Raw genomic sequence first — 22,404 nt, 5'->3', positions numbered from 1 at the left:
TACCGATGGCGCGTACGACACGAAGTGCTGCAGAAAAGTGATTTCAGATCGTCAAGCACATGCAGTAATTCCACCCAGAAAGAATGCCAAGCCCTGGAAAGATTCTAAAATAAGTTCAATAGAACGAAATGAGTTACTTCAAACGGTTAAACATTTAGGCAGAACCCTATGGAAAAAATGGTCGGGTTATCACCGTCGTAGTTTGGTGGAAACCAAGATGCATTGCATCAAATTATTAGGAGATAAGCTGACGGCAAGACATTTTCAAAGTCAGGTCAATGAAATTCATGCGCGTGTGGCAGTTCTGAATAGATTTACGGAATTAGGTAGACCTCACACCCAAGTTGTCACTTAAATTTGAATGGATTGGGGAAAACTCAGCTTTTGAATGTTTATGCAACAAAGCCTCTTGAATGATGTGATCTAAAAGTTTTAAAAGTTCAGCAAGATTGTGCAAGTTGTCGGTAGCAGGATTAATTCCAATGACTGCATCACCGTTACCATACATCAATCCATCCAAAATACTTGCAGATATTCCTAACAGATCATCAGTGGGATGATTAGGTTGCAAACGTGTTGATAGATGTCCTTTCAGACCAATCGTATTTCTAAATTGAGTAATCACCTCACATTTACTTGCAACATAAATAAGGTCTTGATTACGCATGATCTTGCTCACTGCTGCAACCATTTCAGGGGTCAAACCTGAAGATAATTTTCTTAATGTTTCTGTTGTGGCTTGTTCACTTAAGAGCCAGTTGCGAAAATCACCTACGGTGTAATGAGAAATAGGCGAAAATGCTTCCAGATTGTGTTCATCAATAATCAAACGGGTGATTTCATCTGCTTCGTAATCAACTACAGCCTCATTTAGAAATACTTTTAAAGGCAACTCGGCTAGAGCCATTTGTGCCGCAACACGTTCAGTAGCATCTTCTGCAGCAATGCCTGCCAATTCATCTCCTGAACGTTGTGGTGTCGCTTTAGCCATCAATGTCTTGAGATCATGAAAATGATATTGATGATTATTGATCATCATTCGGTAGCTCATATTTTTATCCTTCTTCTTTTAGTCTTTGTTCGGCTGATTTTATATTTGCAAATTCTTCTTCTGGTGTGCCTTTAATAAGATGATAACGGCTATAAAGTAAAAAGTATGCGATAAAAACGGCATAAATTGTTGCTGCAATAAACCAAACCTCTGGATTTACGACAAAGCCAGCAATGACTGCAGCAATTGCTAAAATGAGTGCTACAGAAGAGGTGAGAATGCCACCCGGTGTTTTGTATGGGCGAGGCATATCAGGTTTTGAAAATCGCAATTTGATATGTGAAAGTAGAATCAGTACATAAGAAATGGTTGCACCAAATACAGCGATTAAAATCAGTGCATCACCTTGTTTGGTCAATGACAGGAAAAAACCGATGATACCTGGGATAATAATTGCCAAATAAGGCGCTTTGTTTTTATTGGTCAATGATAAGGATGTAGGAAGATAACCAGCGCGTGATAATGCAAAAATTTGGCGAGAATAAGCATAAATAATGGAAAAGAAGCTTGCAATCAGTCCAGCTAAACCAACGAAATTAACAAAAGTTGCTAACCAAGAATCCTTACCATACACAGTAATGAGTGCATCAACTAAAGGGGCTCCAGAATTTTTTAATGTATCTGCACCTGCGGCACCAACACCTAAGATCAAAATAAGTAATGCGAAAGTCGTCAGGATCAACATTGCACCAATTAATCCACGAGGGAGAGATTTCTGAGGTTCTTTTGCTTCCTCAGCTGCTAGAGGGACACCTTCAACGGCGAGAAAAAACCAGATGGCAAAAGGTACTGCTGCCCATATGCCTATATAGCCATTCGGTAAGAAGGCGTTTGCACCTGCTGCTGAAGTTGTAGATATATTAAAAAGATTAGAAAATTGGAAATGTGGCAGCATTGCTGCAATAAAAACAATCAATGCTAGAACTGCAATCGAAGTGATTGCAAAAATAATGCTTAGCGCTTCACCAGCACCTTTTAAATGAATCCCCATAAAAATGAGATAACAGGCTAGATAAATCATCCACCCATTGATACCAAATAATGATTCACAATAAGCGCCAATAAACACAGCAATTGCAGCAGGAGCGATTGCATATTCAATCAATATCGCTGTGCCTGTCAGGTATCCGCCGAAAGGTCCAAATGCTAAACGTGCAAAACTATATCCGCCACCTGCAGTTGGCATCATAGTCGACATTTCTGACATTGATAGGCATAAGCACAAATACATAATCGCAACTAAAATGGTGGCAATAAACATTCCGCCCCAACCACCTTGAGCGAGTCCAAAATTCCAACCAGCGAAATCCCCTGAAATGACATAAGCTACACCGAGTCCAATCAATAATATCCAACCAACAGATCCTTGTTTAAGTTGGCGTTGTGAAAAGTATTCATCTGAGCTAATAGACGTATCATTTGCAGTAAATGAGGGAGATTTTGAGTGATTCATAAAACACTCCAATAAGATTTATTCATCTTATGAGGTGCAAAACTGATGCCTAAAATGTCGTTAAATGGGTTAGAAGAGTGTTTTTTATTCCATTTGGTAAAATATTTGGGTTTTTTATAAATTTATGACTATTTTTTATGCACTGAATTTATTTGTTTTTAGCGCTGATGGCTTGGCTTTTTTTAGAAAATGCCAAAATTTGGTGCATTTTTAAATTGAAGCTGACCAAATCAGAACTAGTTCATAACTGCTCTGATTCAATCAGCCAAATATAAATATGATTATTGAATCTTTTGTTCTAACCATTGGAACAATTGTTGGTAAACGTTTTCACGAACAGGTGGTGCCGACAGAACAAGATCATGTAAACCATTATGAATTGCTAAAGTTTGTACATCACCTTTCATTTTCTTAGCATTGTGAATCATATCTTTCACATCAAGAATCACATCGCTTTGCTGCGCATCTATACCCCATTTTTTAGGATATTTAGATTGATGGGAATGCATGATCAGCGCTGGAATTTTCAAACTTACACCACGATGAATTTCTTTTTGCGCTTCATGAATCGCGTGAACGAAACACAAATGTACAAATGGCATAGATTTAGGTTTCCAATCTAAATTGAAATCCCACTCACCATAAAAGTCTTTATGCAAACTTGGGGTATACCAAGGGTTTAGTCCACTTGGAAATTTGGCATTAGGTAAATGTTTACCTGCTTCGCTTAATAGAGGAATACCGACTTTTTTCTCAATCACACTTTTATAAAAGTCATAAAATGGGCTATTTGCCCATAATGCTTTAATTAAACGATGATCAGGATAATGCGCAGCATATAAGGTTGAGATGAGTCCACCCGTTGAATGTCCTGCCAATAGAACTTGATTATGATTTTCTTTAGCGATGATCTCGAGTGCTTTACTGATTTCAGCATCATATTCTCTTAAATCAAGTACATAATACAATTTCTGATGCGGAAGCTTTGAACGACCATATTTTCTTAGGTCGAGCGCATAAAAGTCATAACCATGTTGATTAAATTTTTCAGCCATTTCAGTTTGAAAAAAATAATCAGCAAAACCATGAATATACAAAACAGCTTTTTTTGTTGGGTTGTGGGTTTTTTTTCGAATTAATGTTGCCACGACTTTGCCATCGTAATCATCAGCAAAATTTAAAGTCAGTTGCTGATAATCCTCACCTAATATATCTGTTTGATATGTATGAAGGTTTGAAGTATTCATTGTTATAGATCGAGTCAAAATTCATTAGCAAACACATTAAATGAAAACCATATGTTGTCAATCCAAATCTGCGACATTGGCAGTTCTCTAAACGGCTAGATTTTTATTTTTATCAAAAAATCGTTAAGCTATGTGCTGTTGTTTTTGACTGACGAAATTATGAAACAAGAAACTGCACTGAATATACTCAAAGCTGGGGAAAATGTTTTCCTAACAGGTTCAGCTGGTGCAGGTAAAACCTATACGCTCAATCAATACATCATGTATCTCAAGGCGCGTAAAGTTCCAGTAGCGATCACTGCATCCACTGGAATTGCCGCGACGCATATGAATGGTATGACTATTCATACTTGGGCAGGGATTGGAATTAAAGATAGCTTGAGTGATGATGATCTTAAGCGTATGAAAGAGCGTAAGTATTTAAAAGAACATTTAGAAAATGCTCAGGTTCTTATCATAGATGAAATTTCAATGCTGCACGCTAAGCAGCTAAATCTTGTTAATCAAGTCTTAAAATATTTTAAAGAAAGCGATGAGGCTTTTGGTGGCATACAAGTGATTGTTGCGGGAGATTTTTTCCAGTTACCACCCGTAGGTCGAAACGGTGAAGCCAACCGTGATAAATTTTGCTTTATGTCTGATGCATGGGTTGAAGCTAAATTTCGAGTTTGCTATTTAACCGAACAACATCGTCAAGACGATGAAATTCTTAACCAAATTTTAAACGCTATTCGTGCTCAAAGTATTCAAAATCACCATATCTCAGCATTGCAGAAGTCCAAGCATCACGATATAGGTGAGACGTTTACACGTCTTTATACACACAATATGGATGTTGATAACATTAATTATCAGCATTTGAATGAAATTGATAACGAGAGCCATCAATTCAATGCGGTTGTTGATGGGAATGAAAAACTGATTGAAACCTTGAAATCATCTGTTCGCGCTCCAGAAGAACTTACCTTGAAAAAGCATGCCAAAGTTATGTTTGTAAAAAACAATTTTGATATGGGATATATCAATGGAAGCTTGGGAGAGGTGATTGGCTTCGAGGAAGATGATACACAAGGGATCTTGCCAAAAGTAAAATTGACGGATGGAACAACATTATTGGTTGAGCCAGAAACATGGTCAATTGAAAATGAAGCAGGCAAAGTGATTGCAAGTTTTCAACAAATTCCATTGCGCCTAGCATGGGCGATTACGATTCATAAAAGCCAAGGAATGACTTTAGAAGCTGCCGAAATCAATCTTACCCATACTTTTGAAAAAGGTCAGGGGTATGTCGCGCTTTCGCGTTTAAAATCACTAACAGGTCTAAAACTTCTTGGATTTAATGAGCAAGCTTTAGAGTTGGATAGTTTAGCAATAAAAGCTGATCGCCGTTTTCAAGAGCTTTCGAGTGAGGCGGAAATCAACTTTGAACAAATGGATTTGACAACTCAACATAATGCCTTTATTCGACACTGTGGGGGAACTTTGAACCCGACTGAAATTAGTCGAAATGAGAAAAAATTAAGCAAAGGAGCTAAGCAAAATTATGCGGCTGCTACTTTGGATGAAACGAAGGCATTGTTTGAGGGTGGTTATGAAATTGAAGATATTGCTCACGAGAGAGGTTTGACTCCAGCTACCATCATCAATCATTTATCGCGCCTTCACAAAGAGCAAGGTTTGGATATTTCAGTTGCACATCCTGGTGATGAAGTTGTTGAGGAAGTTCGAAAAATCTATAAACGATTGAGCAAGCGTAAAAATCCAGAACATTTTACGGATGATGGCTCTATTAAATTACGCCCGATTGTTGAAGCAACTAGTCCGAGAATGGCTTATGATCAGGTGCGTTTGGCATTGTTATTTATAGAATAGGACGACCATATGCCTCATATCATAGTGAACTATTCAGCTAACTTGATTGATTTAGATGAACTTCAGTTATTAGAGCAAATTAATTCAACATTGCTTGATTCAAAGCAATTTGTCGAACAGGACATTAAGTCACGAATTTTCAAAGATCAGAGTTTTTTAATTGGAATAAATCTGCCTTTAGAAGCATATATTCATCTCAAGTTATATCTGTTAAGTGGTCGAACTGCAGAACAGAAAAAGCAACTTGGTGAAGCACTTTTACAGGCACTTAAAATAAAAAAATATTTACAATCTGATTCAGATTTTAAAACACAAATTTGTGTTGAAGTTATTGATATAGATAAAGATAACTATTTTAAAGATGTCATTTGAAACTGGTTTTCAAATGACATCATAGATAACGTTATTCTAATTTAGAAGTTCAATATCGACATATTGCCGAATCAAATTATCATCCAACATATGTACATAATCTAAAAATGCGACATTGAAACTACCCACAGTCTGAGCATGTTCATACGCCAATTTTCCAGCTATAGCAAAATGTATATGGGATGCAAGTGCAGCAATTGTAGGCGTGCTTACAGCGTGATACGCAGCAGTCAATGCGCCTAATGCACAGCCTGTTGCCGTTATTTTAGGTTGAAGATAGCAACCACCATTCACCTGAATCACTGTATTTAGTTGTTTTGAAATGATGAAATCGGATTCACCAGAAATCGCAATACACTCTGAATAATGCAATAAGCTTTTTGCTTGTTCATAAACATCTTGGCTGTTTAATGTGCTGTCTACACCTTTCGATTCTGTTTGATTACCAGCTAGGGTGCTAATTTCAGAAGCATTTGCCCGAATAATATTGGGTTTAAAGTTTAATAACTGGTCTACTGTCTCGCTCCGCCATCGCAAAATTGCTCCATAACCTACTGGATCAAGTACCCAAGGCGTTTGTTGCTGCTGTGCTGTCCGTGCAGAAATGAGCATCGCTTGAGTTTGTTCCGTGGTGGGGGTCCCAGTATTGATACTAAGCGCGGAACTAATTTTAGTGAATGCTTCAGCTTCAAAAGGATTGTCGATCATGGCTGGAGAAGCACCGGCAGCAAGCAAGATATTCGCAGTGTAATTCGTTGCAACGCTATTGGTGATACATTGAACAAGAGGGGCTTTGTCTTGTAAGGAATGCCAAGCCTCAATCACTTGATCAATAAGCTGTTGTTTTAAAGACATATCGAATCCTTACTTTATGAAACTAGTTGCTAAATTTTAGCGTGTAAAATAGTGGTCTTGATGTTTACACTGGCGACAAATCAACGAAACATAATCTTTTGCATCATAATCAACCGCAAGATCATTCGAACCACAATACATACAACGCTTTACTGAATAAAAATTTAAACGTGGTTCAATCTTACGCCATGACTTCCAAATTGGTTGGAAAAAAATACTTTCATCATAACCAAGAAATTTAAATAACAAGACTTCACTCATTTTACTCAACGGAATGTTATGAGGTCTTGGTAAAGTGCTTGTTTCCCAACGCTCAGTTTTTGCTCGTTCTCGATACTGCTCTAATGTTTTTTTCAAGAGATTGGTGTTAATAAACTTTTCATTTTTTACTTGTAGCGCTTTTTGCTTATACAAATATTCCAATGCAGTTTGAATCAAATAAAAGAGTTGACCAACAGCTAGATTTTCCATTAATCGATAGCAAAAGCCTTGAAAAGAGCGATTACCTGCAATTTGGATACCCCACGTACGACAGTAAAATTGCATAAACTGGACAATTTCTTGATATAAAACAAGATAAAGTGCATCTTTTACTTCATCTACTGTTTTAAATGGAATACCTAAACTTAAATTTTCGTAAAACCAATATCGAAGCTGCTGAGCAACACTGAATAAACTTGGATCAGAATAGCCATCAAGTCTTATATTTAAGTAAAAACTTTCTGTCTCGATACTTGAATCTGGAGATTTTAAGATTCCACTATTTAATAGCTCTTTAACAATTTGATTTTGAAATAAATAGTTTGGTGTAATCTCATGGTACTTAATATTTTTCCAATGAATGAGTTCATCATGTTGAACATCTTCACGGGCATATCCATCAAGTAGACTTAATAAGAACAACTTATGAATAAAGCTGAGCTGATTCAAGCTGTAGATGACTTCGTCTTTGACTTTGTATTTACGCTGTTCTTGAATTTTTGTTTGTTGTGTTTGTTTCTTACGCTGAGCTGTACATTGATTACAATGGCAATTTAACTTACTGCTACTTGTAAAGACTCGATGTTGGCAATGGCTACATTCGTGAAATTGAATTTCTTGTGAATATTGTTCAGCCTCAACCCAATACATTGAAGCTTGGCATAAAGGGCAATGGCTACTTTCATCTAACTGTTTTTGTAGAATCTGTAATTCCATTGAATTATTACCTCTGAACCTCAAAACGGCAATTATACATGTTGAGCATAATCTGTGATGTAAAGATTAAAATAGATTTACGACGATGAGATGAGTTGGATATTTGGCAATTATATTGAGGTGAAATTGAAGATATTCAGATTGGATAAAATCTCAAATGGTGTTGTTGAACAACATTAAAGTGTGAATCGGTTCTTATTAGTTTATTAATATGTGATTTTATTGAAAAATCTTCTAATTTTAGGCAATTAAATATGCTTAAGTCTGATTGACTGTTACTCAGCATTATAATAAATATGTATCTCAGATGGATCTATTTTGCATTACGGAGCGATTTATGCAAAAAAACTCACTCATGAAAGGACTCATGGGCATGTCATTAGCTTTATGCAGTTTGATGACGTTTGCAGCTACACCTGAAGGTTTTTGGAAAAGTATTGATGATCGAACAGGTGAACAACTTTCAATTATCGAGGTAAAAAAGAAACCTGATAATACGTATACTGGAACGATTGTGTATCGCTATCCAGTGCCAGGTGGAGCAGTACTGACGAACTGTGTTAAATGTCCTGAACCTTTTAAAAATAAACCAATCTTAGGACTGCAAATCGCTTGGGGTTTGAAAGAAGATCCTAAGAAACCGAATCAGTATATCGATGGTCGGGTCTTAGAGCCTAAAACTGGTAATATCTACAAAGGTAAAGCTCAGTTAAGTGCAGATGGTAAGCGTATGCGTATGAGAGGCTATATGGGCATCTCTGCACTAGGTCGTACGCAGGTATGGATTCGTACTGATAGCGCAAATCCATAATTTATACTTATTAGGAAAGCCTGAACAAAAATGTCAGGCTTTTTTATTTGAATAAAACATTGAAATTATGTGAACAATAACGATTAATCATGTTGCTTTTATAGTCAAAAGAACTCATGCGTACAGTGTAAAATTTTTAAAACTATGTTAGTTTTCGCGCATTAAATCTATAAAGATGAATAATTTAGTTTTTAAAATGACGGGGTTAATATGTTGAATCAAATGCTCATGAAAGGAATCATGGGGCTTAGTTTATCGTTTGTGAGTGCGTTAGGTTTTTCTGCGTCTATCGAAGGTTACTGGAAAAGTATAGAAGAGCGTACAGGTGAGCAGCTTTCAATTGTTGAGATCCGTAAAGGAAATGATGGGCGTTATCACGGGAAAATTGTCTATCGTTATCCAAATTCACATGGTATTGCCTTAACAAACTGTTCAAAATGTCCTGCACCTTTTACCAATAAGCCGATATTGGGACTGCAAATTCTTTCAGGATTTAGAGAAGATCCAAATAAACCTGACTCATATATTGATGGTCGTGTGTTGGAACCGACTTCGGGTCGCATCTACAAAGGCAAGGGTGTTGTGACTGGCGAAGGAAAGCGTCTTCGTATGCGTGGTTATATGGGTGTTTCTGCTCTCGGGCGAACGGTTGTTTGGCTAAGAACGGATAGTGCTAATCCATAACTTCTAAATGAATAAAAAAACCTCGATTAATTCGAGGTTTTTTGTTGAGTTGAATTTGATTAAACAGGGCATGGTAAATTTTCGTCCTCCTGACAGATTTTTTTAGCAGCGAGTAAGGCTTGTACCTTTTTGGTTGGGACTTTTTCTTTACCTAAGGCATCGTAAGTATTCACAATATTTGTTACTTCAATTGGTGTAATACAAATGCCTTCTGCTGATAAAAAGACTGAAATAACTTGATGATCAATTCCAGCCGTTGCGAGATCGTGAATTGCTTTAATGTTTTCTAAACGATATAGATGCGCTTTTAATTCCATAATAAAACCCTCACTTGTTATTTTTACATACCTACTTTGGCATATATGATTAAGCAATAACCGTGCACAAAATGTTAAACACAGCAAAAAAATGTAAGTTAGTCGATGAGTGACATTTGCTTTTGTATTTTTGATTTAAGAATGGAAAACAGTGTTGTAATTTTGTCTAAACGATAAGTTGATTCAACGTTTAAATTTGAAATTCGTTTATACAAACCCAATAAAACTAATCAAAGTGATACTGTGGTTCTAAAGACAGGATTTATAAGTTGGCGTATGATTTGCAAATCAAGAAGTCTTGCCAACAAGACCATCTAACGACATGATGAAAGATTAAGGATTACTGATGAATATTGCGGCGCAACCTCCTGTACAAGCAGATCAAACCATTTATTTGAAAGACTATCAAAAACCATCTTTTTTAGTTGAATCAATCAACTTAAATATACAAGTCTATGATGATCATACGATTGTTGATTCAACATTAGTGATGAAGAGACAAGCGGCAGGTGCTTTAATCTTATTAGGACGTGATTTAGAACTTAAATGTATTCAACTCAACGGTGAATTATTAACTGCCGATCAATATGAGTTAGATACAGAGCAATTAAAGATCACCGATGCACCAGATGAGGTCATTATTCAAACTCAGGTGATCATTCACCCAGAGTCTAATACCCAACTGGAAGGTTTATATAAGGCAGGTGATTTATTTGTTACCCAAAATGAACCTGAAGGTTTCCGCAAAATTACCTTTTATCCAGATCGTCCTGATGTATTGTCTGTCTTCACAACGCGTGTAGAAGCAGACAAAAAATATCCTGTTTTATTGGCAAATGGTAACTTACTGGAAACGGGTGAGGCTGGTGAAGATCGTCATTTTGCAATTTGGCAAGATCCAACCAAGAAACCAAGTTACTTATTCGCCTGTGTGATTGGTGATTTAGCGGTATTGAGAGATCGTTATACAACTTCTGAAGGTCGTGATGTTGCCTTAGAAATTTACGCGATCGAGAAAGATATTCCAAAATGTCATATTGCGATGGAAGCATTAAAGCATTCGATGCGTTGGGATGAGGAACATTATGGTCGTCCTTATGATCTAGACAACTATATGATTGTGGCAGTCAGCCAATTTAATATGGGTGCGATGGAGAATAAAGGCTTAAATATCTTTAATACCTCTTGTGTACTTGCTGATGAAGAATATACGACTGATGCTGCAATCATGCGTGTTCAATCGGTGATTGCACATGAATATTTCCATAACTGGACTGGTAACCGTATTACTTGTCGTGATTGGTTTCAGCTTTGTTTAAAAGAAGGCTTAACTGTATTCCGAGATCAGTCTTTTTCTGAGGATTTACAGTCGGCAGCAGTACAGCGTATCGATGATGTTGCCGTATTAAAAGCACATCAATTCCCTGAAGATGCAGGTCCTTTATCTCATCCTCCTCGTCCAGATCATTTTGTGGAAATCAATAATTTCTACACAGCAACAGTTTATGAAAAAGGTGCGGAAATTAACCGCATGATGGCAACACTTTTAGGTAAAGAAAAATACCGTAAAGGCACAGATGAATATTTCCTTCGTCATGATGGTCAAGCGGTTACTGTTGAAGATTGGGTTGCTGCACTCAGTGCAGGCTCAGGTGTGGATTTATCAAATTTCCTTACGTGGTATAACCAACCTGGTACACCTAAGCTAGAAGCAAAAGGTGAATACGATGCGGCTGCAAAGACCTATCGTTTAAGCTTGAAACAAAGTCTAAAAGTACATCCTAAATATCCAAACTTGAAAGCTGTACCAATCCCAGTTGCTTTAGCATTGTTCAATGCAAAAACAGGTGAGCAGTACACTTTGAATAGTGCTGATCTGTTTGTAAATGATGTGAAAGATGGCGTTTACCTATTTGATCAAGATGAAGCTACTATTGAATTTACAGATGTGATCGAACAACCAGTCGCTTCATTACTACGCAATTTCTCTGCACCAGTGAATTTAAGCTTTGATTATTCAAATGATGATCTGGCTTTCTTGATTCAACATGAAACCAATGGTTTTAACCAATGGCAAGCGACACAAACGTTGCTAGAACGTATTTTATTAGAAGATCATCAAGCAGATACTTACATCCAAGCAATTAAAAATACTTTGCCTGATTTGGTTAATAAAGATCCTTTACTTGCATCACGTTTGTTTGATGTTCCAAGTGAAAGTTACTTAGGTAGCCGTATCGATCAAGATTATGAACCAGGATTAGTACGTGAAAAACGTGAAGCAGTTATAAATCGTTTGGCACGTGAACTTGGCTCGTTCTGGAAGGAAACCTATTTAGCGCTTGATCCTGACTTGCAGAAAGAATTCTCTTTGGCAATGGGTGTACGTGCACTGAAAAACATCATGTTAAATATGTTGGCACGTCAAGGTGATGAATCTGCTTTCGATTTGGCTTATCAGCAGTATAAGCAAACAGGAAATATGTCTGAGCGTTTAGGTGCTTTGCGGGTTCTTGTTTGGAATGATGCACCTCAAGCCCAGTCGGTATTGGATGATTTCTATAATCGTTTTAAAGATGAAGCTTTATCTTTAGATCAATGGTTTACGATTCAGTCATCTAACCCTAATGCGACAGCTGAAACCATTGAATACCTCACTAAGCATCCTGATTATGATCTAGGTACACCGAATCGTATTCGCTCTGTGAGTGGTGGATTATCTAATAGTCCCGTGAATACATGGAGTTTTGGCGTTGAACATTTCATTAATCTTGCGACTTATCTTGATGAGAAAAATCCAATTTTAGGTTCTCGTTTATTACAAGTGTTGTCACGTTGGTACACCTTAGCCGAACCTCAGCGTTCTCAGGTACAGCAAGCACTTAAAGCGATGCAGCCGAAAGTTAAATCTAAGAATGTTTCTGAAACACTAAATTCTTTACTCAGTATTTAATCTAAAGTAAGTTTTACCTTTAACCACAATCGTTTACGGTTGTGGTTATTGTTTTTTATCATTTATAGAATTTCCCTCAATTAAAAAATTATAAAAAATAGAAATGGGAGCATTATAGGAATAATCACACATGGCTTTGAGTGTATTTGATCTTTTTAAAATCGGTGTAGGTCCTTCAAGTTCACATACTGTCGCACCGATGCGAGCAGCATATCGTTTTGTCGAGGTATTGCAACAACGCCGTGATTTAGAAAAGGTCAAACAGATTAAAATTTACTTATACGGTTCATTATCTTCAACAGGAATTGGTCATGCTACAGACAAAGCAACTTTACTGGGGCTAATGGGTAATGATCCTGAAACAATCAATATTCTAGAAAGTCATTTAACTCTAGAACTCGATTTAAACTCTAAAATTTTAAAAATTGCAGGGATTCACCCCATTCCATTTGATGCGAATCAAGATATCCTCTTTATAGATGAAGCTTTGCCTTATCACCCGAATGCAATGAAAATTGTTGCATTTGATCAGCAAAAAAATGAAGTCTATGCCAATACTTATTATTCGATTGGGGGAGGTTTTATCTTAGATGAGAGTCATATAGACCAAGGAAGTTTTATTGAAGATAAAACTCAGATTCCTTATCCATTTCAAAGCGCAAAGGAACTGTTAGCACTTTGCAAAAAGTATCAGTGCAGCATTAGTTATTTGATGCTAGAAAATGAAAAAAGCTGGCGAACTGAAACTGAGATACGTGAAAAAATCATGGCAATTTGGCATGTGATGCAATCTTGTATTCAAAGTGGTTTACAGCATGATGGCATTTTGGCAGGTGGATTAAATGTAAAACGTCGCGCGAAAAGTATTCACCAACGGTTATTAAGAAAAGAACATAGCAATCTGATCGCGACCACTTTTAATGCAATGGAATGGGTGAATTTATTTGCACTTGCAGTAAATGAGGAAAATGCAGCAGGTGGTCGAGTCGTGACTGCACCGACCAATGGTGCGGCTGGAATTATCCCCGCAGTTTTGTCCTATTACGTGAATTTTTCCGAAGATGAATCTGAGGATACGATTGTAAAATTCTTTTTAAGTGCCGCAGCCGTTGGGATTTTATGTAAATTGAATGCTTCTATTTCTGGTGCTGAGGTTGGTTGTCAGGGTGAGGTCGGTTCAGCATGTGCAATGGCCTCTGCGGGTTTAGCTGAAATTCTAAATGGAACACCTGAACAAGTTGAACATGCTGCCGAAATTGGATTGGAACATAATCTAGGACTAACTTGTGATCCTGTGGGTGGCTTAGTACAAATTCCATGTATTGAGCGCAATGCTATTGCTGCTGTAAAAGCCATTAACGCAGCACAGATGGCGCTCAATGGTGATGGTGAACATTATGTTTCTTTGGATAAAGTCATTCAAACCATGAAAGAGACAGGTAAAGACATGTCCGATAAGTATAAAGAAACCTCGAAAGGAGGTTTAGCTGTAAATTCGATAGAGTGTTAAGCATCATTTAAATGATTGAAAAACAGAAATTGGAAATCTCATAGAAAGGATGTTTATATCATCCTTTTTATTTGACAATTAATATTGTCATAAATAGTATGTGATTAATTTTAATACAAGATGGATCATTAACATGGAAATAAAAACAATCACATTACCCACACGTGACATAGAAGTAGAAGTTTATGCACCTGCTGAAAAATCAGAAAAAGTACCTGCTATTTTATTGCTACATGAGTTGTTTGGCGTGCTTGATGTCTATCGTGAAGATGCTCAAGATCTAGCAGACCGTGGTTATTTGGTTTATGTACCCAATTTATTTAGTGGAGGTGCAGTTAAATACTGTATTCGTGCAATGGTCAGTAAGGCTGGGCGTATCAATGCCGCTGATAGTGAAGTTAATCAAGAGATTCATGTGTTACTTGATGCATTAAAGGCTGACCCACGCTCAAATGGTCGACTTGGTATGCTTGGTCAATGCTTAACAGGTGGTTACGTTATCCAAATGGCAAAACGTGAGGATATGCTTGCACCTGTGGTTTATCATCATTCTTTGGGTATTCAGGGTGTAGGTGTACCGAAAAAAGAATCCTTAGATGATATCCGAATTCTACAAGGTCATTGGTCAACTGTAGACCCATTTTGCCCAGCAACGAAACGTAACAAACTCATCAATCAGTTAGGTGATCGTGTAGAAGCTTATACTTATAATATGCCGCATGGTTTCCGCAGTGTGAGTCGAGGTTTACCCGAGGCGAAAGTCGTTTGGCAGCGAACCTTAGATTTCTTTGAAAGAGAACTAAAACAAAATTCAATATAAATAAAATTAAGAGAAGTTTATTATTCTTCAATGTTTATGAATATTTACAAAGAAAAAGGAGAGGGGTAAATGTCTTATAAATACGAATATGCTGGTTTTTGGATTCGTTTAGTTGCTTCCATTATTGACTCAATCATTGTCGTTGTTGCGTTGTTACCAATTACGCTTTTATTTGGTAGAGAAGCAACGAGCTATTCATTTCAAATGACTACAGCATCAGATTGGTTTTGGCAAATTTTGATGGCAGTGTTCTATATTTTTTGTTGGGTTAAATTTGCAGGTACACCGGGTAAACGTCTATTACGCTTAAAGGTTTTAGATGAAAAAACTGGAAATCATGTCACTGTTGGTCAAGGAATTATCCGTTATATCGGCTACATACCTGCCACGCTTGTTTTGTTTATTGGACTTATTTGGGTTGCATTTGATTCAAAAAAGCAAGGTTGGCATGACAAAATGGCAAAAACAGTTGTTGTGAGAGAGTTGTAAAAATAAGGTTGACTGTTGCCAATATTATCTTCGTAAAAATCGCCGTATATGGCGATTTTTTTTATATTTAAGTATCAAATTTCAAAACATTAGGAAAGATCATCCCACCAATGTAGTATAAGTCTCGAATAGATTCACATAGAATAATAAAGAATTGATAAAAATGAGAACGATATGAGTTCAGAGGCACATTCGATGAGTTTAATTGCACCAGTAGTTTTACTGGCAGCAGCCGTAATCGCGGTACCAATCTTTAAACGTATAGGATTAGGTTCGGTCTTAGGATATTTGATTGCTGGCTTGGTAATTGGTCCATTTGGGTTTGCCTTTTTTCATGATTCTGCCGCAATTCTGCATGTAGCCGAACTTGGAATCGTCATGTATTTATTCGTGATCGGTTTAGAAATGCAACCATCACATCTATGGAGTTTAAGACGGGAAATCTTTGGATTAGGCACCTTACAAATAATCGTCTGTGCTTTGGCGTTAACAGGTGTTGGGCTGTTATTTGGATTCACATGGCAAGTTGCTTTTATTGGTGCAGCTGGATTTGTATTGACTTCAACAGCCATCGTAATGCAACTGCTTGGTGATCGAGGAGACATTACTCAACCTCATGGGCAAAAAATTGTCTCAATTTTATTGTTTGAAGATTTGCTGATCGTACCTTTACTTGCCATTGTAGCCTTCATGGCACCGAACCACGTCGTGGAAAGTACCTCAACTCGTTTAGAAAGCATCGGTCTTGGATTAATTGCAATTGCAGGTTTGATTGCAGCGGGATATTGGTTACTGAATCCATTGTTTAGATTATTAGCGGCAGCTAAGGCTAGAGAAGTGATGACGGCTGCTGCATTACTCGTTGTGTTAGGTGCAGCACTGTTAATGCAAGTTAGTGGTTTATCGATGGCAATGGGAGCTTTTCTCGCAGGGGTCTTATTATCTGAATCCACATTTAGACATCAAATTGAAGCAGATATCGAACCATTTAGAGGGATTTTACTTGGGCTGTTTTTCTTGGGTGTAGGGATGTCTCTAGACCTATCCGTAGTGAAACAGAATTGGCAATTGATCGTCAGTGGTGTGATTGCAATGATGTTTGCAAAGGCATTGATGATTTATATTGTTGCTCGCGTAACTAAAAGTTCGCACACCGAAGCTTTAGATCGGGCTTTACTAATGGCTCAAGGTGGCGAGTTTGCATTTGTGTTATTCGCAGCCTCAGTGAGTGCGCAAGTCATCGATAATACTGTTAAATCAAATCTTACTGCTATCGTCGTTTTATCTATGGTGCTAACGCCAATTCTTGGGATTATTTTTAAACGCTACACCGTATCGAAACAAAAGCTATCTCTTGAAAATGTAAGTATTGCTGATGGATTAACAGGAAGTGTTTTGATGATTGGATTCGGTCGATTCGGTCAGGTTACCAGTCAATTGTTATTAGCCAGAGGTGTTGATGTCACGATTATCGATACTGATATTGACATGATTCAAAATGCAGAAAAGTTTGGCTTCAAAATCTATTATGGTGATGGATCACGACTCGATATTTTACATGCATCTGGAGCCGCAACAGCGCAAGCGGTTGTGGTCTGTGTAGATAGTAAAGAAACCACTAACAAAATTGTAGAACTGGTGAAGCACCAGTTTCCTCTTGCTAAGCTTTTAGTCCGTTCTTATGACCGAGAGCATTCATTACATTTGGTGAAACATAATGTTGATTATATGATTCGTGAAACTTTCGAATCTGCAATCAAATTTGGTGGCGTTATTTTGCAGCAGTTGGGCGTTGAGCAGGAAGAAGTAAAACGCATTACTCATGAAATACGTGAGCGTGATGAAGAGCGTTTTGAAACAGAAATCGCGGCAGATGATGTGTATGCAGGCGTAGGATTGCAATATTCACATCGCCATCCGAGACCAACAGCTCCATTGATTCAACCTAAAAAAGCTGCTCGAATTTTAAATGACGAAGAGACTTTAAAGGATTTAGATGAAAAGTAAGTTTTCATTATTTTATTAGCTAGAAATAAAGCCTTAGTCATTCTAAGGCTTATTTTTTAACTTAAATTTGAACAAAATTAAAATGAATATACCTAAAATTAATCCCCAAAATGCTGAACCTATACCCCAAAATTGAATACCTGAAGCACTGCACAAAAAAGTTAATAAAGCAGCTTCACGTTCTTCTACATTTGAGAATGCAACTGCAATATTATGGCTAATTGTTGCAAACAGTGCGATACCTGCGAGTGCGACAATAAAGATCTGCGGAAATGACATCAGTAAACTGACGAGAGTTGCAGCAAAAAGTCCCATTAAAATATAAAAAATACCGCAACTGATTCCTGCAATATAACGTTTACTCGGATCAGGATGAGCTTGGTCATCTAAACTTACAGCAGCACTGATCGCAGCAAGATTTACTGAAAAGCAGCCAAATGGTGCAAAAATCATATGGGCAACACCTGTCCAACCTACAAGTTGATTGACATGAGGGTGATAACCATAACTTTTAATCATTGCAATCCCAGGCAAGTTTTGTGAAGTCATATTAATCACAAATAAGGGCAATGCTAAACCAAGAATTGCGGACCAAGAAAATGACGGCTGCATCCAAATAGGTTGAGTGAGTGACCAAGAAATTGCTTGAATTTTAAAATCAATAAACAGTGGGCAAATTGCTGCACCTAAGATTACGGTAAGTACGATGCTATATCGAGGAAATAAGCGTTTTGAAACCAGATAAATAATGAGCATGCTAAGAATGAAACCAAAGTGAGTTTCTAAGCTACTAAATATCTGAATTCCAAATTTTAATAAAATTCCTGCCAACATGGCACAAGTTAGACTTTGAGGAATATGTGCTAATAACTTTTGGAAAATACCTGAAAATCCAACTAGTGCGATTGCAACCCCACAGACAAGGAAAGCACCTATAGCCTCATATAAATCGTAATGTCCTGTAGAGGCAATAATCAATGCAATGCCGGGTGTAGACCATGCAGTAGCAACGGGATATTTATACTTCCAAGAGAGGATTAATCCAGATAAACCGATTGCAAGCCCAAGTGCCCAGAACCAAGAGCTAATTTGTGCTGTATTTGCACCTAGAGATTGAGCGCCTTGAATAACTAATATTGCAGATACACTGATACCAATCAGAAAGGTAATAAAACCCGCAAAAACGGCTGGGATAGAAAAATCTTGGATTACACGTTGCATCTATGCATCTTTAATTGATTAAAATTTATTGAAAAGTATAGCGTTAATGTTCTCTAAATCGTAGCTAAAAGATGATTGAATAAATTGATTAGTTGTTCAAATATGTATTAAGAAATAGTAGAAGTAGCCAAACGCAAACCGAAACCAAAGAATAAAATGCCGACAATAAATATCCCGCTTGCCGCTAGTTTATAGTTATCTTTAAAAAAACCTGCCAATTTTACACCTGAAAAAATGAGTGCTGTTAAATAACTAAAACTAATGATTTGCAAAATGATCGCTAAGATCAAAAAACTTAATGCAGGATATGCATAATTGGGTTCTACAAATTGCACGAAAAAAGATAAGAAAAAAAGGATGGCTTTAGGATTGAGGATGCTAATGCTCAATGCAGTACGATAGGGATGTACTTTATCAAGTTGAGGTAAATCAGCTAGTTCAGCATTAATTGGTGGTTTTTTCCAAGTTTGATAAGCACCTTGTAGTAATTTAAAACCTAAGTATGCGAGATAACATGCACCTGTTAATTTTAAAATAATAAATAGGATCGGAAATGCTTTAAGTAAAGATGCTGCACCAAGTACCGTGCAAAGAATTAATACGAAATCACCTGTAAAAACTCCGCATGCGGCTAAATAGCCAGTTCGAATACCATAGCGAGAAGCAACGGACATTACGTATAAAGAGTTCGGACCAGGTAATAACACAATTAAGATTGTACCAATAATATAAGTGGTTAAATCTGTTATACCAAACACGATGAACTCATAAAAAAACTGATTTTCGTTAATATAACAAAAATCAGTTTTTATAGGTGAAAAATCGACTAATTAGGCTTTGATTTCAGCATCAATACCAAAAGACTGACGTAGCAGTAAACTTAACTGATCACGTGCTTTGATAAAGCCATCAATACCGCCTTGTAGTAATTGAAACGCCATCAAATCTTGCTCTAATTCTGTCTTAAAGCTTTCTTTGGTTTGTGTAGTACGCTCGATTTTCTCAGCTAGTTTTGCCGTTGCTTCGCTTAATTGTGGTTCAACAATTTGCTGGTCTTGCTCTAGTTGAGCCAAAAGATTTGGAGCAATCGTTAGTAAATCACAACCTGCTAAACCAAGTACTTGTGCTGTACTGCGGAAACTTGCACCCATCACTTGAGTTGGAATGCCTTGTTGCTTGTAGTAGTTATAAATCTTTTTCACTGATAATACCCCTGGATCTTTTTCAATCGGGTATTGGTCTACACCTTCAGCTTTTTTATACCAGTCTAGGATACGACCAACAAACGGAGAGATCAGCGTAATTTTCGCATCTGCGCATGCCTGAGCTTGATGCAAACCAAACAGTAAGGTGAGATTACATGGAATACCTTCAGCTTCTAAAACTTTTGCAGCTTGAATACCTTCCCATGTCGATGCAATCTTGATCAAGATACGTGATTGATCAATACCATATCCTTTATACAGTTGTGAAAGTTCACGCGCCTTAGCAATCGTTGCTTCAGTATCATAAGAAAGAGATGCATCCACTTCAGTTGAAACACGACCATCAATCAATTTTAAAATTTCAACACCAAATTTGACGGTCAAAATATCAATCGTACGCTCAATTAATGCATCACTTTGATAGCCTTCTTCTTTTGCTTGATAATAAGCATCTTCAATTAGTTCTTTGCTTTCAGGCTGTTCTGCTGCAGCAGTAATCAATGATGGATTTGTTGTTGCATCAAGAGGACGGAATTTTTCAATTGCTTCTAAATCACTACTATCAGCTACAACGGTTGTTAAATTCTTTAATTGGACTAATGCATTTTGAGTCATTGATATAACGTTCTTAATAAACAAAATTATAGGTAACTTCTTTATAGCACAAACTAAAAGAAAGCAAAGCACCGTTCACTGGATTTAAATACCGAATTACTATTTTATATTTGATCTTTACGTTGTTTACGTATGTACTCAATTAAAAATTGGGCAGCAGCTCCTAAATTACTTTCTCTGCTCCATACCAAATCAACATAATATTCAAATTTAGGTGTGAAGTCATAAATCTCTAAAATCTTTAATTTTTTCTTCAGTTCTGGGTTCTCATTGAACATTTCCAATGGCAATACACCCCAACCCAGATTTCTCACAATCATCATGCATGCTGAATGATGGTTATCAGTACGCCAGTACTCTTTAGAAAATAGGAGTTCTGGCTTGATGGTATTGTCCCGACTTGCGACAACAATTTGGCGTGTTTGCACCATTTGCTCAAATGAAACTTTATTCAACTGTGCGATGGGATGATTTATTGAGATGACAGGTATTAAAGCTTCTCTTTTTAATTCAACAAATTGTTCGCGGCTATCCAATTGTTCACGTTCAAACATTAAAGCCAGCTGAGCAGATTGATCGAGCAACATTTGTAAAGCATCTTCTTGTGGAGCAGAGACGATATTGATTGCTAAACTCGGAAAGTTTTGTTCGAGCAATGTGATGTAATCTGTCCAATTTGTGTGCAATAGTTCTGATACCACGACAATATTTAATGTGGATTCCAGACCGTTACTCAACGCGTGAGCATGCTGTTTCCATTGATTCATTTCAATCAAAAGCAATTGAGTTTTTTCATACAGCACTTTTGCCGCATCAGTAGGAATAGGTTCACGTCCGATACGGTCAAATAAATTGAGGTTTAAATCAATTTCTAAGTTTGCAATCGACATGCTTACCGCAGAAGGGACTTTACCTAACTTTCGTGCTGCTGCTGAAAATGAACCTGTTTCCATGACGGTTTGGAACATGAGTAGTTGTTCTTGATTTATATTCATCTGTCAATAAAACTGAAAGAATCTGATTGGATTGATCAAAATTATAAAAATAAAATGAGCCATATCCAAACAAAAGAGTGTTTTAAAAATGTTGATTTCCAAAAGAAGGCTCATTCATGCGATCAGTTATGAAGTGATTTTATTGGTCATCATCGCTATCGCGTTAAGTTTTATTTTTAGTATGCCACTTGAGGTCACAGGTGTTTTAGGTGTGATCATGGCTGTTATTTCAGTGATCTGGAATATGATCTTTAATCATTATTTCGAGAAAATTGAGTTTAAATATCAATGGGAAAGAACGATACCTGTTCGTATTATGCATGCTATTGGGTTTGAGGGCGGTTTGATGCTCGCAACCATTCCAATTATTGCTTATATGATGAATATGTCATTTATCGAAGCATTGATTCTAGATTTTGGTTTGACCATGTGTATTCTGGTTTATACATTTATTTTTCAATGGTGCTATGACACGATTGAAAACCGTTTCTTTCCAAATGCAAAATTTGCATCATAGTAATGAGATCGTTATCTAGCACTCTTTTTCAATTGATTAAGGGTGCTTTTTAAATACTAAAAAGATTAGTACAACGTGATTAAAGTTTGATAATTTTAATAAATTAGGACTTACGCACTATCATTTATAGATTCTCTGTGGTAGCAGATGATTTTTATCGAGAATAAAGTCATCAATGAAGTCTTTGATGATTGGTCTAAATAAGTTCTTTTG

Annotated in this window: 20 protein-coding genes and 1 pseudogene; 11 read left to right on the top strand and 10 right to left on the bottom strand. The window is 36.9% G+C overall.

All coding sequences use genetic code 11. From position 1 onward, the window contains the following. Positions 1-355, top strand: a 355-nt coding sequence (locus ACSC97_RS12900; protein ID WP_436661315.1) for a transposase, incomplete at its 5' end; no start/stop codon positions are given. 51 nt (positions 356-406) lie between these two features. Here ACSC97_RS12900 and eutB read toward each other — a convergent pair. The 3 genes and pseudogenes from eutB to ACSC97_RS12885 all read right to left on the bottom strand — a co-directional run. After that, positions 407-1,051 (bottom strand): annotated as a pseudogene (gene eutB / locus ACSC97_RS12895) (ethanolamine ammonia-lyase subunit EutB); the annotation flags it as partial. Between the two features lie 4 nt (positions 1,052-1,055). Continuing rightward, positions 1,056-2,504, bottom strand: a complete 1,449-nt coding sequence (gene eat, locus ACSC97_RS12890) for an ethanolamine permease (protein ID WP_199955812.1) — start codon at positions 2,502-2,504, stop codon at positions 1,056-1,058. Between the two features lie 281 nt (positions 2,505-2,785). Next, positions 2,786-3,751, bottom strand: coding sequence for an alpha/beta hydrolase (locus ACSC97_RS12885; RefSeq protein ID WP_436661313.1), 966 nt, complete (start codon positions 3,749-3,751; stop codon positions 2,786-2,788). Positions 3,752-3,910: 159 nt separating this feature from the next. Here ACSC97_RS12885 and ACSC97_RS12880 point away from each other — a divergent pair, with 159 nt between their 5' ends. Next, positions 3,911-5,623 (top strand): AAA family ATPase, encoded by a 1,713-nt coding sequence (locus ACSC97_RS12880; protein ID WP_168154467.1) that lies wholly within the window; start codon positions 3,911-3,913, stop codon positions 5,621-5,623. A 9-nt stretch (positions 5,624-5,632) separates the two neighbouring features. Beyond that, positions 5,633-5,995: a 5-carboxymethyl-2-hydroxymuconate Delta-isomerase gene (locus tag ACSC97_RS12875; RefSeq protein WP_346809150.1), complete on the top strand. Its 363-nt coding sequence runs from the start codon at positions 5,633-5,635 to the stop codon at positions 5,993-5,995. Between the two features lie 36 nt (positions 5,996-6,031). Here the strand turns inward: ACSC97_RS12875 and thiM are convergent, their stop codons facing one another. Together thiM and ACSC97_RS12865 are read right to left on the bottom strand one after the other, a co-directional pair. Beyond that, a complete protein-coding gene (thiM, locus tag ACSC97_RS12870; RefSeq protein ID WP_436661310.1) occupies positions 6,032-6,850 on the bottom strand; it encodes a hydroxyethylthiazole kinase in 819 nt (272 codons plus the stop codon). A 36-nt stretch (positions 6,851-6,886) separates the two neighbouring features. Then, positions 6,887-8,047, bottom strand: coding sequence for a hypothetical protein (locus ACSC97_RS12865; protein WP_436661308.1), 1,161 nt, complete (start codon positions 8,045-8,047; stop codon positions 6,887-6,889). A 337-nt stretch (positions 8,048-8,384) separates the two neighbouring features. Here ACSC97_RS12865 and ACSC97_RS12860 point away from each other — a divergent pair, with 337 nt between their 5' ends. Beyond that, positions 8,385-8,858, top strand: coding sequence for a DUF2147 domain-containing protein (locus ACSC97_RS12860; protein WP_004955004.1), 474 nt, complete (start codon positions 8,385-8,387; stop codon positions 8,856-8,858). A gap of 210 nt (positions 8,859-9,068) precedes the next feature. Continuing rightward, positions 9,069-9,542, top strand: coding sequence for a DUF2147 domain-containing protein (locus ACSC97_RS12855; RefSeq protein ID WP_004955003.1), 474 nt, complete (start codon positions 9,069-9,071; stop codon positions 9,540-9,542). Positions 9,543-9,601: 59 nt separating this feature from the next. Here ACSC97_RS12855 and ACSC97_RS12850 read toward each other — a convergent pair whose 3' ends face one another. Continuing rightward, entirely contained in the window at positions 9,602-9,859 is a 258-nt protein-coding gene (locus ACSC97_RS12850) for a hypothetical protein (protein WP_004955000.1), read from the bottom strand. Positions 9,860-10,205: 346 nt separating this feature from the next. On the opposite strand from ACSC97_RS12850, the gene pepN reads away from it, so the two are divergent. From pepN to ACSC97_RS12825, 5 genes are all read left to right on the top strand, one after another. Further along, positions 10,206-12,812 (top strand): aminopeptidase N, encoded by a 2,607-nt coding sequence (gene pepN, locus ACSC97_RS12845; protein ID WP_436661305.1) that lies wholly within the window; start codon positions 10,206-10,208, stop codon positions 12,810-12,812. Between the two features lie 130 nt (positions 12,813-12,942). Further along, on the top strand, positions 12,943-14,322 hold the full coding sequence (locus ACSC97_RS12840; protein ID WP_099948845.1) for an L-serine ammonia-lyase: 1,380 nt from the start codon (positions 12,943-12,945) through the stop codon (positions 14,320-14,322). A gap of 133 nt (positions 14,323-14,455) precedes the next feature. Then, complete coding sequence (locus tag ACSC97_RS12835) at positions 14,456-15,142, top strand: dienelactone hydrolase family protein (protein ID WP_436661303.1); 687 nt, start codon at positions 14,456-14,458, stop codon at positions 15,140-15,142. Positions 15,143-15,211: 69 nt separating this feature from the next. Next, complete coding sequence (locus tag ACSC97_RS12830; protein WP_004954991.1) at positions 15,212-15,631, top strand: RDD family protein; 420 nt, start codon at positions 15,212-15,214, stop codon at positions 15,629-15,631. A 174-nt stretch (positions 15,632-15,805) separates the two neighbouring features. After that, positions 15,806-17,638 (top strand): monovalent cation:proton antiporter-2 (CPA2) family protein, encoded by a 1,833-nt coding sequence (locus ACSC97_RS12825; protein ID WP_436661300.1) that lies wholly within the window; start codon positions 15,806-15,808, stop codon positions 17,636-17,638. 42 nt (positions 17,639-17,680) lie between these two features. Here ACSC97_RS12825 and ACSC97_RS12820 read toward each other — a convergent pair whose 3' ends face one another. The 4 genes from ACSC97_RS12820 to ACSC97_RS12805 form a co-directional block, all read right to left on the bottom strand. After that, on the bottom strand, positions 17,681-18,859 hold the full coding sequence (locus ACSC97_RS12820) for a benzoate/H(+) symporter BenE family transporter (protein ID WP_436661298.1): 1,179 nt from the start codon (positions 18,857-18,859) through the stop codon (positions 17,681-17,683). A 107-nt stretch (positions 18,860-18,966) separates the two neighbouring features. Then, the gene (gene leuE / locus ACSC97_RS12815) at positions 18,967-19,617 is read right to left on the bottom strand and encodes a leucine efflux protein LeuE (RefSeq protein WP_416688641.1); all 651 of its coding nucleotides are present in this window, start codon (positions 19,615-19,617) and stop codon (positions 18,967-18,969) included. A 72-nt stretch (positions 19,618-19,689) separates the two neighbouring features. Next, positions 19,690-20,679, bottom strand: a complete 990-nt coding sequence (gene tal, locus ACSC97_RS12810) for a transaldolase (RefSeq protein WP_005402398.1) — start codon at positions 20,677-20,679, stop codon at positions 19,690-19,692. A 104-nt stretch (positions 20,680-20,783) separates the two neighbouring features. After that, entirely contained in the window at positions 20,784-21,674 is an 891-nt protein-coding gene (locus ACSC97_RS12805; protein WP_234857142.1) for a LysR family transcriptional regulator, read from the bottom strand. Positions 21,675-21,762: 88 nt separating this feature from the next. Here ACSC97_RS12805 and aceI point away from each other — a divergent pair, with 88 nt between their 5' ends. Continuing rightward, on the top strand, positions 21,763-22,191 hold the full coding sequence (aceI, locus tag ACSC97_RS12800; RefSeq protein ID WP_075696639.1) for a chlorhexidine efflux PACE transporter AceI: 429 nt from the start codon (positions 21,763-21,765) through the stop codon (positions 22,189-22,191). Positions 22,192-22,404: the final 213 nt, after the last annotated feature.

It is taken from the genome of Acinetobacter sp. P1(2025) (assembly GCF_051390655.1).
Lineage (GTDB): Bacteria > Pseudomonadota > Gammaproteobacteria > Pseudomonadales > Moraxellaceae > Acinetobacter > Acinetobacter junii.
This window is presented reverse-complemented; position numbering and strand designations above follow the sequence as displayed.

Coding starts and splice junctions, on each gene's coding strand:
- ACSC97_RS12880 (WP_168154467.1), top strand. CDS start 3,911: ATGAAACAAGAAACTGCACTGAATATACTCAAAGCTGGGGAAAATGTT.
- ACSC97_RS12820 (WP_436661298.1), bottom strand. CDS start 18,859: ATGCAACGTGTAATCCAAGATTTTTCTATCCCAGCCGTTTTTGCGGGT.
- ACSC97_RS12865 (WP_436661308.1), bottom strand. CDS start 8,047: ATGGAATTACAGATTCTACAAAAACAGTTAGATGAAAGTAGCCATTGC.
- ACSC97_RS12855 (WP_004955003.1), top strand. CDS start 9,069: ATGTTGAATCAAATGCTCATGAAAGGAATCATGGGGCTTAGTTTATCG.
- thiM (WP_436661310.1), bottom strand. CDS start 6,850: ATGTCTTTAAAACAACAGCTTATTGATCAAGTGATTGAGGCTTGGCAT.
- ACSC97_RS12830 (WP_004954991.1), top strand. CDS start 15,212: ATGTCTTATAAATACGAATATGCTGGTTTTTGGATTCGTTTAGTTGCT.
- ACSC97_RS12805 (WP_234857142.1), bottom strand. CDS start 21,674: ATGAATATAAATCAAGAACAACTACTCATGTTCCAAACCGTCATGGAA.
- pepN (WP_436661305.1), top strand. CDS start 10,206: ATGAATATTGCGGCGCAACCTCCTGTACAAGCAGATCAAACCATTTAT.
- ACSC97_RS12835 (WP_436661303.1), top strand. CDS start 14,456: ATGGAAATAAAAACAATCACATTACCCACACGTGACATAGAAGTAGAA.
- ACSC97_RS12850 (WP_004955000.1), bottom strand. CDS start 9,859: ATGGAATTAAAAGCGCATCTATATCGTTTAGAAAACATTAAAGCAATT.
- tal (WP_005402398.1), bottom strand. CDS start 20,679: ATGACTCAAAATGCATTAGTCCAATTAAAGAATTTAACAACCGTTGTA.
- aceI (WP_075696639.1), top strand. CDS start 21,763: ATGTTGATTTCCAAAAGAAGGCTCATTCATGCGATCAGTTATGAAGTG.
- ACSC97_RS12860 (WP_004955004.1), top strand. CDS start 8,385: ATGCAAAAAAACTCACTCATGAAAGGACTCATGGGCATGTCATTAGCT.
- eat (WP_199955812.1), bottom strand. CDS start 2,504: ATGAATCACTCAAAATCTCCCTCATTTACTGCAAATGATACGTCTATT.
- ACSC97_RS12875 (WP_346809150.1), top strand. CDS start 5,633: ATGCCTCATATCATAGTGAACTATTCAGCTAACTTGATTGATTTAGAT.
- ACSC97_RS12825 (WP_436661300.1), top strand. CDS start 15,806: ATGAGTTCAGAGGCACATTCGATGAGTTTAATTGCACCAGTAGTTTTA.
- ACSC97_RS12840 (WP_099948845.1), top strand. CDS start 12,943: ATGGCTTTGAGTGTATTTGATCTTTTTAAAATCGGTGTAGGTCCTTCA.
- ACSC97_RS12885 (WP_436661313.1), bottom strand. CDS start 3,751: ATGAATACTTCAAACCTTCATACATATCAAACAGATATATTAGGTGAG.